Source organism: Spinactinospora alkalitolerans (assembly GCF_013408795.1).
Classification (GTDB): domain Bacteria; phylum Actinomycetota; class Actinomycetes; order Streptosporangiales; family Streptosporangiaceae; genus Spinactinospora; species Spinactinospora alkalitolerans.
In genome coordinates, this window is record NZ_JACCCC010000001.1 from 5,758,986 (window position 1) to 5,772,816 (window position 13,831).

The window sequence follows — 13,831 nt, forward strand, 5'->3', positions numbered from 1 at the left end:
CTATTTGCGGTCGCGCTGGGCCTTGAGCCGGTGCAGGGTGCGGTGGTAGCCCTGCAGCCAGTTCTTGACCACTCGGTCGCGGTCGTTCTCCCACTCGGAGAGGTCGCAGGCGAGCTGGACCCAGTCGACGTGGACGCGGGAGTTGCGCAGCTGGAAAACGAGCCGGGGCAGCTGGCGGTGGACTCCTGCCGTATCCTGTCGGCACAGCAGGTGCAGGCGTCCCTCAGCCGCGGTGTCGCCGATGGCGCGGCGGTCCACGGCGTGGGCCAGTACCACCCCGAGGTTGCCGGTGAACGGCGAAGCGGGCTCTCCGGGCACCTGGGTGGAATCCGGCTCCTCGCTCTCCACCCCGCGGCCGCGTTCCTGGCCTCGTGCGGCCGGCGGCTGAGCCGCAATCAGCGCGGCCACAGCCAGGAATGCCCGCTCGGTCGCCTCGTCCCGGTCCCCGGGAAGGTGGGGTTCGACGTGGCGGTGGGCGTGCCAGCAGCGCGGGTTGCCCGGCTCCATGCCGACCGCGCGCCGCAGCTCTGCCCGCGGTCCCGGTTTATCGAGGATGCCGCGCACGTCTGCGACCAGGCTCGTCGCTCTCTCACGGATCTTTGCGCGTCGCTTGTCGCGCGTGGACGGTGGCGCGCTCATACCTGCTCCTCTTCGCGTTGCCAGCCGCGCAGCACATGGGTGCGGCAGCCTTCGATGACCGCTACGTGCCGCGGGTCGTGGGTGTAGGCATCGGTGGCCGCCTCGTAGGCGACCAGCGCGATTCGGATGAATTCGTTGCGCACCTGAACAGGCGGCTCATCGGCCGTGATGAGCCGCCAGAACCTGCGCTCTGCCGTACTCCAGTAGCGCGCCTCGCCGACGCCGAGCCAGGGCACCTTGGCTTCGCTACTGCCGACCAGCTCGCGCCAGGCACGCATCAAGGCGGTGCGCAGATTGCCGCCGACCTCCTCGGCGTCCTGGCGCGCCCGGCCGATGTAGTTGCACCGGTCGGGGCGTTTCTCCTCCAGGTAGTTAAGGACCGGCGGGGTGGCGCCGGAGAAGAACTGGCGATCGCGTGCCTGGCCCTCCTGGTCGAATCCGAACGAGCGCACCCGCACCTGGTCGACACGTGACCGGTAGAAGTCGCTGTCGTGCAGCGTGGCCAGGTCGTCGATGATCGCCGGGCGGCGTTCATCGCTGTCGCCGGGGGTCTTGCGCAGCAGCGTGTCGAAGTCGCGCCAGATCGCCCGGTCGGCGTTGGCTCGGCGCGCGTAGCGTTCCCCTTTATTGCTGCGCTGATAGATCAGGTACGGATCTTCGGCCTCCCCTTGCGGTTCACGCCAGGCCCAGGTGATGCGGGCATCGACCACGGAGCGGCCGTCATCGGACGGGCTGAGCAGCAGCGCATGCCGGAAGCGGCCGGCCAGCAGCCGCGCCAACCCGACGGGCGGAGCGGGAACGCCGAGCGGATCTGGATCGTCCTGCTCCTCCCACGGCGCAGGCCCGCCTTTGCCCTCCTTGAGGAAAGGAATTCCCAGGAGCAGCGTCTCGAACAGGTTCCCTCCGATGGGATGGAAGGAGATTGTGCTGCGCAGCGGGCCGGCCGTGGTGTTTCTCGCGCTCGTGGTGTTTCTCGCGCTCGGGTTGTTCACCGCGCGGGGCGTGCTCATCCCTGACGGCCCGTAGTAAAGCCAGGCGAGCAGATGCCAGGCCGCCTCTGCCGTGGGCACCAGGCGCGGCCGGGCGTCGACGTCGTGAGAGAGCCACACCTGGGTGTTGCCGGCGGCTCGCCCCCACACCAGCTTGTTCACACCTGAGCTGACCGGATTGCCCTTGCTGTCGACGCACTCCTCCGCCAACCGCCGGTCCTGCAGGAAAGGCCGACGGGGATGGAACAGATCGAAGCAACGGAACGGCGCATCGAAATACTCACGGACGTCTTTTTCCTTGAAGCGCCCCGCTTCCAGCAACCGATCGCGCGCGTCCAGCCAGTCGTTGTGATCGCCATGGAGGGCAAGGCCGGCTACCTCAGCGGCGATCACATACAGCAGCCGCATCAGCCCTGACGTCGCTGGAGGCAGCGGCACGTTGACATCAGCGATGTCATGGGCTCGCAGGAAGAGGTCACGCAACCCGACAGCAGACGGACGGTCGGCAGTTTCCTTTCGCCATCGGACCGGTGTCCACGGTTGATTCGTCAGATCGTAGGAAGGGGGAGACATCGCAGGCTCCTCACGGACGCCTCGGGAGGCAGGGGATAAGGTTCATGAGGTTCTCCACGGAAGTGGAGGTGAACCGGTTGCCGAGGATCAGTCCACGATCTGATCCAGTTGCTCTCCACGCATGTGGAGGTTGGGCCGCCCTGTCAGGGCGGCCCACTGCAGTTCGATACACGGACCATCAGCAGAGTTATGTAGCACTGAAGCAGTGGCTTCTGACATTTCTCGGAAGCACCCTTCGCTCCGAGCTCGAAAGAGGCCGCGTACTTGCCGTTAGTGCTAGAAGAAAGCTATCGGAAGGTTGCCGAGGACTTCTGCGGTTTCCGACTTTTACTTCTTCTCGATCAGCAGTCCCTGCTCACTGTCTAGGAGAAATACCTGGTCACGGATGCACACAGTCTCGATTTGGCCGTTTTCGGCCACACGGTGCGGCAGCAGCACCAGATTCTGCAGGTGCGGCTCCTTGCCCCACTCCTCTGGTGGCTTGTTGGCTTCCCCGCGCCCCTCCACGAGCTTGGCCCGCAGCGGGATGGTGTGGCGCATGACAGCGGCCCGCTGAGCGCGGGTGAACCGGCCCTGCTCATTGGGCTGGGGGAACGAGGGCCCGTCGGCGGCTCCGAGCCGGTAGGTTCCGTCCTGGTCGACGAAGCAGGGCAGGACGCGGACCGAGTCAGCGTCGAATCGGGTGGAGACGAGCTCTTCGGACACCTCTCGATCGGTGATCCTGTGCAGATGCTTCAGGCTCTCAGGCGTGTCGATCCCGAGCATGTCGGCGGCTTGCAGCTCGACGAGATTGGCACCGATGCGTTCGATCTCTGCAGACTCGAAGCCTTCGAGCAGCGGATCTTCGGGGCCGATGCCATCGCCGGGGTTAGCGGAGTCGACCATTCCTTGCACATGGTCAGGGATGCTGATCGGGTCGGCGCCCTGCTTGGTGAGGAGGCGTTGGGCACGGATGAGTGAGGCATGGGGGTAGACGTACTTCCACGCTTCAGGGATTCGAGGGGTATCCCCGCCGGGAGCGGTGAGCACTACGAGTCGTGGAGTTGCCGCCCATCCGGGACGTGACTTGTCGTTGCCCTTGTGCCTGTGCCCTCGGCCGGCTCGCTGCAACAGGAGTTCCATTGGGGCCAGGTCGCTGATGACCAGGTCGAAATCCACGTCGAGGCTCTGTTCGATGACCTGCGTTGCCACCAGAACGGAGGGTTTCGCCCGTTTCCCGTTCTTACCGAAGGCGGCGATCACCTTGTTGGTGATCTTTTCTCGCTGCTGTGCCGGGAAGCGGGAGTGCAGCAAGCGCAGCTCCGGAGGTTCATGGCCGGCTTCCGCCAGATCAGCGAACCATCCCCGTAGAGCCCGATACGTCTCTTGTGCCTGGGCCACCGTGGTGCAGATGACCGCCGCGCACCCGCCCTCTTCCACCAGCGGCTGCAATTCGGTGCGCAATGCCGGCAGCCGATCGACCAGATCACCTTCTCTGATCGTGAGCGGCCGCAGGGACACCGCAAGTTCGCGTCTGTCCTTCTCTGGCACCGGCACTGCTTCGGTGACCGGCTTGGGCATGTCGCGCTGCACGTAGGTCCAGCTCGGATACGTCTGCTCCAGATCTGGCGGAGCGGCGTTGCCGTCTCGCCCGAGGTAGGCGGCGGACAGTTCCTGAGCGACGTGTCGAGGCAGGGTGGCCGAAAGCAGGACGACCGGCGCTCCCAACTGACCAAGCCAGCTCAGTAGGATCGCCAAAAGCTTGCGCATGTACGGACTGAAGGCATGGACCTCGTCGATGATGACGGTCTTGTGCGCGAGTCCCAGCATCCGCAGCACGTTGTGGCGGACCGGTAGAACCGCCAGCAGCGCCTGGTCGATGGTGCCAACAGCAGCCGGGGCCAGCAGTCCCCGCTTGGCCCCGAGCAACCACTCGGTCACCGCAGTACGCAACCACTCGTCATCGCTGGATACCTCACCGGCATCCTCTGCCTGTTCTTTCCCCTCCAGCATCGAATAGATCGGACTCAGCCATGCCATGCCGTGCAGCAGGGTGAGCGCGGCCGGGTCCGGGCTTCGGCGCCCCAGGTACTCCGAAAGACGGCGATACATCTGGTCAGCGGTCGCCATGGTTGGAAGAGCCACGTAGATTCCGGACGTGCCGGCCACATCGCCGATGATTCGAGCTGCATGGAAGGCGGTCTCCGTCTTCCCCGTGCCCATCGGCGCCGCGATCATCAACAGCCCCGGTCCCGTGACCAAGCCGGGAAGCTTCTCGGCGATACCCGCTTGGAGAGCATTGGGAGGGAAAGGAAACTCCTGCTCAAAGCTCCCGCCCCGCAGTCGCAGCCGCATCAGGCCGGCATCGGCGACCAGCTTCGGCGCTTCGGCCAGTGATCCGCGGAAGAAGGACCGTAGTGACGCAAGATCTCCCGATACCGGCCGATGCTTGAGGCGGCGCTTGATGAAGGGGATTTGGCTGGCCAGCCAGTCGGCCAAGATGATCAGGCCACACGCCAAGACGGCTGCATCGCGGCCAATCTGGGGCGGCGGCTCTGGTGATCCGAGTACCGACTGCACCGTCTTGAGCGTGGCAGTGCGCTGCTCATCCCATAGGCCATTGCCGATCCCCAGATAGGGGCGCTTTTCCAGACGCACCTTACCGGGATCGACTTCGTGAAAGCAGCCATGGTGCCCACCGAGCAACTGAGCGACAAGCCGGGCAACCGGGGTACGCCTCCCATCGGCATATCCGGCCTGCTGGAGGGCACTCGCCAGCCACAGGTGCGCAGCAACATCATGCCCGACCTTCCGGTCATCGGGGCTCAGCGGGTACCCATGCGGAACAGACACCTGCCGCTGAAACGACGGGGTGATCTTACCGATATCGTGCAGACCTGCCCAAAATTCCAGCAGTCTGCCAGCATGGTCCACCGTGACTTCCATCTGCCGAGCCAGCCACCGGCGCATCCCGGCAGAAACCACATCACGCCACAGAATCCGCATAGCGGCCGCCGCGTCAAGCAGATGGCAGACTAGAGGATAGCGCTCTTCGTCGAGGCCTCTCGATTTTCCCCATATCTGCAGGTCGACGCTCACCTCTCCTGCATCTTCAAATTCCATCAGCGCCCCTCCAGACACCCGTATGCGGCGAGCACCGCTGATACTAGACACAGGCAATGACACCGGAGCCTGCATACAACGCAAGGCTGAGAGCAACTGCAGTGCGCATCCAGACTGTTCTTAGAAGAACGACCGAGCCCTGCCCATAAGCAACCTTTTCTAAAGAGGTAAGTAGTAAGGCTCAACTCAACGTACGTGGAGAGCAGCGACCCCCCGCTGGCGATGAACCCGAGAACTCCCGGTTCACCTCCACGTGCGTGGAGAGCAGCCAGCATCATCGGTATGCTGCCCAAGCCCTTTCGGTTCACCTCCACGTGCGTGGAGAACAGGTAGGCCGAGCGCGGTGGCGTGCGCCGCATCGCGGTTCACCTCCACGTGCGTGGAGAACAGCCGGGTTCGGCGTAGAACGCGACCACGTCCAGCGGTTCACCTCCACGTGCGTGGAGAACAGGCGCCGCGCCGCCTGACGTGGGCCGAGACGCACTGGTTCACCTCCACGTGCGTGGAGAACAGGCGCGGGACTTGGTGTACCTCCGGTGGCTCCCCGGTTCACCTCCACGTGCGTGGAGAACAGTTCGAGAAGTCGCTGCCTCCGAAATTACCGACCGGTTCACCTCCACGTGCGTGGAGAACAGACCCGGAGGAACGCAATGCCTAGCCGCCGACGCGGTTCACCTCCACGTGCGTGGAGAACAGCATAGGGCGGTACAAACCATTCTGAACTCCACCGGTTCACCTCCACGTGCGTGGAGAACAGACCCCTTCCCGCCGAAGGATTCTTCTCTATCTCGGTTCACCTCCACGTGCGTGGAGAACAGGGTCGCCCTCCCCGCCGGAGCCGGAGTGGTGGCCGGTTCACCTCCACGTGCGTGGAGAACAGGGGCTTGCCGCCGCGGTCCTTCCACGGTTCGGCGGTTCACCTCCACGTGCGTGGAGAACAGCTCCTCCGCGGTCGTCTCTCTAGGGTCGCGGCCGGTTCACCTCCACGTGCGTGGAGAACAGGCACCCCAACCCCTGAACCACACCCACCTTTGCGGTTCACCTCCACGTGCGTGGAGAACAGCAGAAACGCCGCGATGTCGGGGGTGCCTTCGACGGTTCACCTCCACGTGCGTGGAGAACAGGAACCCGGCTGCGGCAGCGGCAACTTCATCGGCGGTTCACCTCCACGTGCGTGGAGAACAGCTCCTCCGCGGTCGTCTCTCTAGGGTCGCGGCCGGTTCACCTCCACGTGCGTGGAGAACAGCAGGAGCTGCTGGCGGTGCCGCAGAACATCTTCGGTTCACCTCCACGTGCGTGGAGAACAGCCCCTCACGGGCCCGCTCGCCGTCGAAGCCACCGGTTCACCTCCACGTGCGTGGAGAACAGCTTTTGAAGGACGCTGACGAACTGTTGGAGTCCGGTTCACCTCCACGTGCGTGGAGAACAGCAGGAGCTGCTGGCGGTGCCGCAGAACATCTTCGGTTCACCTCCACGTGCGTGGAGAACAGCAATTCCACTGAGACCATCAGGTCCGGTGGTCCGGTTCACCTCCACGTGCGTGGAGAACAGTACACCTGCTGTTCGGCACCAAGCTTGAGAACCGGTTCACCTCCACGTGCGTGGAGAACAGCCATGTTCCCTGTGTTCCCTATGTTCCCTGTGTGGTTCACCTCCACGTGCGTGGAGAACAGCGCCCCAGCGGGACACATCAAGGGGAACACTGCGGTTCACCTCCACGTGCGTGGAGAACAGGGCACCGTTGCTCTCACGGATCAGCCCTCCACGGTCGTCCATGCGGTTCACCTCCACGTGCGTGGAGAACAGCGTTCCCTCCGCACGCGGCCGGATTCCAGCAGCGGTTCACCTCCACGTGCGTGGAGAACAGGAAGGACACCCGATGTACACATTGGCAGCGGTCGGTTCACCTCCACGTGCGTGGAGAACAGACCAGGCGCTCGCACTCGAAGTCGAGCGCGATCGGTTCACCTCCACGTGCGTGGAGAACAGCGCCAGGCCACCATCCTGGGCGCCCACGACAGCGGTTCACCTCCACGTGCGTGGAGAACAGGGTACTCAGCGGCCCGTGATCGGCTACACCTCCGGTTCACCTCCACGTGCGTGGAGAACAGACTTGTTGACCTGCGATTTCACAAAAGCACATTACCGTTTTCATGTCTAAGTTCAACGAACCGGGAACGGTCAGTAGTAACAGTCCCACCCCAGCCATCGCCGGGCGCGCAGCGCTGCCCGGTACCCCTGCGAGAGGTACACACCAGCACATCCCTCATACCTTTCACGCTCCTCAGATTCCCTGAAACGTAGATGGCCAGCCTGGTAGACGGATGCATAGAAATGCCCTGAACACAAGGCCTTGACACTGCCATCCGCTGACAGCGAGAACAAGACTGCCATTGCGGCCACCGTAGTGTGCACCAGTCCGAGTATGCGGAAGTAGGCACCACCGCGTTGATCATCGCTAGCGGTGGGCCCGCCACGATCAATCCCCACCGTAGCCTCGGAGAGGGCTCCATTACCGGCCCATTTTCCTTGGGACCAGAGGGGGCAAGCGGCGGCTGAACGACGTGCCGAACACCTCACGAAAGAACGAGGCCCACGCTGGAGAGAGGCGGTGAGACATGAACATCTCCCACTCGCGGTTACCTTGGCAAGGCAGAAGCCACAGATCCGGAATCTGTATCCCCGAACAGCAGTGACAGCGTCTACCCGAAACGACCTTGCTGTCCCCGCTGCTTGATCAGCCGTCCCCAGCGGTCCTTGCGGTCGAAGTGTGCGGCGATCTCTTTGCCACTGGGCAGTGAACCGTCCTTGCGCCGGTTGTCCAGCGCCCAGCGCCACGCCTCCAGCTGGATCCGTGGCACAGCCTCGAAGGACTCCGAAATATCCGAGACGGCCGCCTCCCCGCCATCGTCCGCCGCTTCGACCACCCGCAGTCGCGGACGCCGCTCCTCTTCCCCGTGTACAGGATCGCTGGCGGAGCGGCCAGCATGGGTGGACCCGACCTCGACAGCGGAGCCCGCTCTGCTCCGTGGGCTGCGCCTGCTCATCGCCTGCGATCGCGGTGCGTACGCCATGGGCACTCGCCTGGAACTCGCGCATGAGCAGTTCGTAGGCGCCCATCAGCGCGAAGCTCGGCCAGGCGTGGATCACCCGCGACCACAGGGCCGGGTCGGCGACCGCGACGTTGGCCGCGAGACTGGCCACGCTTCCCAGAACCAGCAGCGTCCACGGCAGCGCCCCGCCGTGGCGGCCGTGGCGGGCGTCGGTGAGCAGCGCCATCGACGAGGCCACGATCATCCCGCCGACCGACAGCGGGAGCAGGGCGGCTCGCCATCGCGGTTCACCGTGGCGCTGCGCCGGCTCGAGCATGTGCGAGTAGAACACCGCCGCCGCGATCACCGCCGGCAGCAGCACCGCCAGGATCGTGGTCCACCGGGACCAGACAGACCGCTCCACCGCGCGTCACCGCCCGTCCGGGGACGGGTGGTGACGCGCGGCCCGACTCCGGAAGCTCCACACGCTCCTCGATGACGAGCTGGCCCGCGTTCCCATCTACGTGGCACCCTGCACGGGATGCCGACCCTGTGGTGCTCGACCAGTCCCAAGATCGACGAGTACGAGAAGCTGGGGATGCTGGAGGCCGGGCCACAGCCGGCCGTGGCTCGGCCGACCCTGCTGATCGCCGGCAAGGAAGCGGCTCCACGACGTTCGGGGTCGGGCTGGCCGAGCAGGGGATCACGCTGCTTCGACCCTCGCCCAAGCGGGAGAAGCCCCAGCCCGGCGAGCACCTGCTGAAGTCTGATGCAGCAGCTGATCGAGTCGATCAACGCCCTTTAAGGGCCAGCGCGACCTGGAACGATCGACGGGTGAACCTTCGAGGACGTCTCGGTCAGATCGGCCGGCAGATCCCGACCATGGCCGCAGCGACCTGACACAACCACCACACCGGAGCACTGGTCACGCGCTCCCTGAGCGCCTACGGCCACTGACCGAAGAAACTACTCGTCTCGCTCGGCGAGTCGCGATTCCGGGTGCGGAGGAACCGGGAGCTCCCTGCCGTCCTCGACACCGATGGGTACCAGCCCGTAGACGTCGAGCTGGGCGGTATGTCAGCCGATGGCATCTTCACGTCGGTGGTACGACGTCTCGAAGACCTCGGCGAGCAATGGCTGCTTTCGCATGGCAGCGAGAAGCCGGAGCACTCCGCCAGTGTACCTGACAAGCCGGCTCCTTCACCGTCTGGTCATAGAGATACTCCGACGAGAGTTGGATCCAGTGCAGTCATAAGTCAAGGTCATCGCCGACATCGGCGCATCCCCACAGGCTTACAGATGTCCGCCCTCCAACAGGCCGCGCATGGCGTCCTCAGCTCGTCGAATTATGAGGCATCCATCGTCCCCGCTGAAGACCAGCACATGACTGCCCGGATCCAGACCGGCCTCTGCCAACACTCCCAGAGGGATCACAACCTGGCCGCTCTCGCCGATCGTCAATTCCGCAGGCTCTCGAATCATGCCACCAGTGTGACAAGCATCGACCAGCACGTAGCGACACGGCTCGGACGTGTGGGATCCACGCCCGGAGGTCCCGGGAGCCTTTTCTCAGCAGATCGTCGAAAGCTCGACCGGCTCATGAGAGGGCTCGCCCCGGACTCTCCGAGCTCGGCCAGGCCGCCGTGGCACCGCGTCAGCGCCGCACGGGCTTCGGAGCGCACCCGCCTGACAGTGATGATGTTCATGGTGACGTTGCGGGTGGTCTAACTCGCCGTCTGACAGCGCCGTCCGGGAGGACCACTCGACCACCGTCCGGCACGGGCTTGTTGCCGATCACGCCGATGTTCCAACGAACGAGCGCTCCCGACTTGTTGCGTCGTCTGATGTACTCGAGCATCAGGTCCCGGGCCGCGTCGACCGTCTTCGGGTGGAACCTGTAAGCGTCGACGAAATCGAGCACCGGCTGCAACGAGACACCGCGCCAGAGCGCTCGGCCGGGCGCGAAGTCGGGGTCGGCCCGTCCCTCACGGTTCGCCTCCGCCAGCAGCGCTCTGACGGCGGTCGCGTTGGCCGCATGCCATTTTCTCGTCTTCCCCGGTCTTCTGACATGGGAAATACCGGTTCTCCACCAGTTGGCCGCCGTAAAGGCCGCCGCGCGTACGGCGTTCTTGGATTTCGAGGGTGCGGTGACGCGCATCTTCGGGTGGGTGCGGATTCTCACCGCCATATCGATAAGGTGCCACGCTCGGTGAGGTGCCGATCGATCTCCCGGCGCATCTCCGCCTCGACGGTGGCCAGGTGGGTGAACCATCGACGCCTCTCCTCGGGCATGAAGATCCGCGGCAGGTCCTCGTACCCGGGCCGATATCCGAACCAGCGCCCCATCTGGAGGAGGGAGTCGTAGACGCTGGAAGAACGGACGAAGTAGCTGACGACCAGGCCTTCCAGAGTCAGTCCTCACGAAGAGGTGTTGCCGCCGACCGCGATCACGTTGACGGGACCGGAGTCGTAGTCGAGACGGTCGTTGCTCCGGTAATGGTCCATGACGATGATCGTCGTGAAGCGACATCCCCGAGTCGGGGGAGGATCTCGTCGAAGTCGAGCACGGTGTTGTTCCACGACGCGGGGTCGCCCCTGCCTGCCTCCTCCTCCCACAGGACTCGCAGCTCGTCGATCACATCGGTGTGTTCGAACAGCCACGGGCGACTTCGCCGCACAAGGCGTTGAGTACCGGCCCGTAAGAGTCGTGGACACGGGTGTCCGAGTGCGCGTGGATCAACATCGAGGAGTGTTGACCGCTTTGACCGCGGACATGCCTGGCGGCAGTGGCCAACCAGAACCGGAGGACGACGCGGCGGAGGGAAGCCGTGGCTCGAGGAGCGAATCCCGCAGCGGCGGCCCTGCTCGCCGGTCGGAGACTGCTCAGCTCATCGGCGGGCACGGTCCTGATCATGTCGAGCCCGCCGGGGACCTCCCCGTCCAGGGGGTTGCGTCCGAACAGGGTCTCCGGCTCTCGGCGTCCGAGTCAGGTGGGGAGGCACCTCGGGTAAGGGGCTGAGCTGCGGTGGGAACAGCGCTCGAGCAGGTCGGCGGTGCGATCGGCCATACGATGGCGACGCGCGGACACAGCCGTATCTACCCGATGACAGCCGACCTCGGCGGGGAGGCTTTCTCCACCGCCGTGCCGACTCATGGGCTCCTACATCATCTTCGGATCGTCTGTGGCAGTTCACGGCGAACGGTGCCGACGACGCCGGCGGCCTGCCGAGTCGTCGGGTTCACGGTCTCCACGGAGCGGCGAGCGCGTACGGCGGGCGCCGGAAAGGAAGCGTCGCCGTTCTCCGGGCGTGGGCTGCTGTACGTGGAATCCGTACCGGCCGCTTTCCAGGGAGTTCCGCCGGACACCGCAGCCGTGAGGACCTCGTCGCCGAAGTCGAGTGCGGCGGCGAGGACGTGAGCCGCGAGGCGTGGTGGGATGGCGTTGCCGATCTGCTGTGCGATGTCACGACCGGCCCAGGGATAGTCGGCCGGGAAGGTCTGCAGCTGTCCAGCCTCGGCGAAAGTGAAGCGGGGACGTTCGAGACCGCCGAGCGTCACCACGCGGTTACGGGAGATCTTTCCGGTGACGGTGGCAGCAGGCTCGGCGGAAGTGCGCCGGCCCCGAGCCTTGGGATCGCCGCCGGTTCCGTAGTTGGAGACCACGACGAACGGTTCCGATCGATCGAGTGCGTCGCCCATCGTCACCCATTGCTTCCGCTCCGGGTCTCCGGCGTCCCGGGGCACCCTCTTTCGATAAGGGCGATGGGTCGCCTTGGGCATCTCGGCCTTGTCGTTGAGACGAGCGATCAGAATGGCGCGTCGGCGAGTCTGCGGAACCCCGAACTCCTCCGCGCACAGCACCCCGCAGGCCACCGAATAGCCTCGGCTCTCGAGGGCTTCGCCCACCGCCTTCCACACCGGCAGTACGGCGGGCACCTGCTCCAGCACGATCGCCTCGTAGGGGCGGCCTCTCTCGACCGCCGCCAGTGCCCACCGTAGGGGCTCCAGCACCAAGGCCGTGCGCTCGTCCTTCAGTTCGGCCAGGTCCGCGGTGACGTCCTCGTCGGCGGCCATTCGCTTGGCGAAGTGGAGCACATCGTCCAGGGCGCGACGTCCGGCGCCGCTGCCTGCGACGGTATACGTCTGGCACGGTGGCCCGCCCGCGAGGACGGTGGCGTCGGGAAAATCCGCCGGCCCGAAGGCGCGCACGTCGCCCTCCTCTGTGCGCAGCCCGGCTGCGCGGCGAGTGGCGCAGGCGTCCGCGTCCATCTCGATGCCGATCACGGGCACCGTCAGCCAGCATGCAGCCACATCCAGTCCGCCCGGTCCTGCGAACAGATCCACGATCTCGGCGGCGTGCACGTATTCTCCTGGCTGTGGGGGTGGAGGCGAGTGGTGGCAGAAGAATCTCGTGCGGGCAGTCGCCGCTGTTCCACCCTTGAAGCTCGCCACTGACGGCGACACAGCATATCCCTGTCCATGGTGGCCAGCCACCATGGACACCCGGTTCCATGCCCGGTCGGCGCGGCTTCCTCTCGTCGCTCGCCGTCCGGATCCCGTGCTTCATCAGCGTGGCGAGGCGGCCGTCCTCCGGTCGAGCTTCAAGCGGTTGTCGCACCGGTCGTATGAGACGAAGGTCCCTGGTGAGATCGAACAGGCAGCCTGGAAGCGGTCTGCCGGTGCGAAGTGGGAGGACTCGGCTCTCCTCGAGAGTCCATCGCCCTTCCGTTCAGTGAGATGGAGCGACTACAGCGGGTCCCGCACGGGCGAATGTCGAAGAGCCGTCCACGTTTCGGAAGGTCTCGCACGAGTATCCTCAGCACGGCGGAGAACGATTCCGCCGTCACCCTTCGCCGAAGGCGCTGAGACGGTTTCCGGGGGGACGCCCCCACCTCGGCCAGATGGTCCCGAGAGGTTCCACACGCCCGGAACCGTCGACGGAGATCGCGGCAGACCCGCGGAATCACGGTTGCGGCCTTTTCACCGATTGCCGCGAGGCGGTCTCGTACAGAGCGCGTACGCGGGCGGCGGCTTCAAGGGGATCTTCGTGTTCCCAGACACGGAGTACCGCCCACCCTGCCTCTTCAAGCAGGCGATCCGTCTGTCGATCACGTTCGCGATTCGCCTCGACCTTGGACGCCCAGTATTCGGCGTTGGCCTTGGCGACCGTGTGGTGTTCGGGGCACCCGTGCCAAAAGCATCCGTCGAGGAACACGGCCAACCGTGCACGAGTGAATACGAGGTCTGCCGTGCGCCTGACAGAAGGAATCGGTCGGAAGGAGACACGGTATCGGAGACCCATGGCATGAATCGCGCGCCGCAAGGCCAGCTCGGGCTTGGTGTCACGCCCCTTGTTGGACTGCATGCTGCGTCGCGTGCCGGGAGTGGAAGCCCACGATGTGCCCGGGGCATTGCGCTTGGTGTGTCCGGTCATATGATTCCTCGCCCCAGAGTGTGCCGCTGCAACTGCTCAGGCCCCGCCTCCTGTGGACTCCC

At 65.2% G+C, this 13,831-nt stretch carries 10 protein-coding genes, 1 pseudogene and 1 CRISPR repeat array; all 11 genes and pseudogenes read right to left on the reverse strand.

Annotated features, from left to right (window positions below; genetic code table 11):
* Positions 1–639 (reverse strand): type I-E CRISPR-associated protein Cse2/CasB, encoded by a 639-nt coding sequence (gene casB / locus HDA32_RS25700; RefSeq protein ID WP_179645616.1) that lies wholly within the window; start codon positions 637–639, stop codon positions 1–3.
* Positions 636–2,201, reverse strand: a complete 1,566-nt coding sequence (casA, locus tag HDA32_RS25705; RefSeq protein ID WP_179645617.1) for a type I-E CRISPR-associated protein Cse1/CasA — start codon at positions 2,199–2,201, stop codon at positions 636–638. The genes casB and casA overlap by 4 nt, the downstream gene beginning before the upstream one ends.
* A 327-nt stretch (positions 2,202–2,528) precedes the next feature.
* A complete protein-coding gene (cas3, locus tag HDA32_RS25710; protein WP_179645618.1) occupies positions 2,529–5,303 on the reverse strand; it encodes a CRISPR-associated helicase Cas3' in 2,775 nt (924 codons plus the stop codon).
* Positions 5,304–5,542: 239 nt separating this feature from the next.
* A CRISPR array of direct repeats spans positions 5,543–7,414; the repeat unit is 29 nt; unit sequence CGGTTCACCTCCACGTGCGTGGAGAACAG.
* Positions 7,415–8,005: 591 nt separating this feature from the next.
* Entirely contained in the window at positions 8,006–8,230 is a 225-nt protein-coding gene (locus tag HDA32_RS31925; RefSeq protein ID WP_312863456.1) for a hypothetical protein, read from the reverse strand.
* A gap of 214 nt (positions 8,231–8,444) precedes the next feature.
* Positions 8,445–8,759: pseudogene (locus HDA32_RS31930) on the reverse strand (DUF2637 domain-containing protein); the annotation flags it as partial.
* An 869-nt stretch (positions 8,760–9,628) separates the two neighbouring features.
* Positions 9,629–9,817 carry an AbrB/MazE/SpoVT family DNA-binding domain-containing protein gene (locus HDA32_RS32145; protein ID WP_376766989.1) on the reverse strand — a complete coding sequence of 63 codons (189 nt, stop codon included), beginning with the start codon at positions 9,815–9,817 and terminating at the stop codon, positions 9,629–9,631.
* Positions 9,818–10,037: 220 nt separating this feature from the next.
* Positions 10,038–10,523: a hypothetical protein gene (locus tag HDA32_RS25720; RefSeq protein WP_179645620.1), complete on the reverse strand. Its 486-nt coding sequence runs from the start codon at positions 10,521–10,523 to the stop codon at positions 10,038–10,040.
* Positions 10,514–10,750, reverse strand: coding sequence for a Z1 domain-containing protein (locus HDA32_RS32150; RefSeq protein WP_179646960.1), 237 nt, complete (start codon positions 10,748–10,750; stop codon positions 10,514–10,516). The genes HDA32_RS25720 and HDA32_RS32150 overlap by 10 nt, the downstream gene beginning before the upstream one ends.
* 220 nt (positions 10,751–10,970) lie before the next feature.
* Positions 10,971–11,249 (reverse strand): Z1 domain-containing protein, encoded by a 279-nt coding sequence (locus HDA32_RS32155; protein WP_376766990.1) that lies wholly within the window; start codon positions 11,247–11,249, stop codon positions 10,971–10,973.
* Positions 11,250–11,500: 251 nt separating this feature from the next.
* The gene (locus HDA32_RS25735) at positions 11,501–12,697 is read right to left on the reverse strand and encodes a DNA cytosine methyltransferase (RefSeq protein ID WP_218882599.1); all 1,197 of its coding nucleotides are present in this window, start codon (positions 12,695–12,697) and stop codon (positions 11,501–11,503) included.
* Positions 12,698–13,298: 601 nt separating this feature from the next.
* Positions 13,299–13,769, reverse strand: coding sequence for a very short patch repair endonuclease (locus HDA32_RS25740; protein WP_281370413.1), 471 nt, complete (start codon positions 13,767–13,769; stop codon positions 13,299–13,301).
* Between the last annotated feature and the right edge of the window lie 62 nt (positions 13,770–13,831).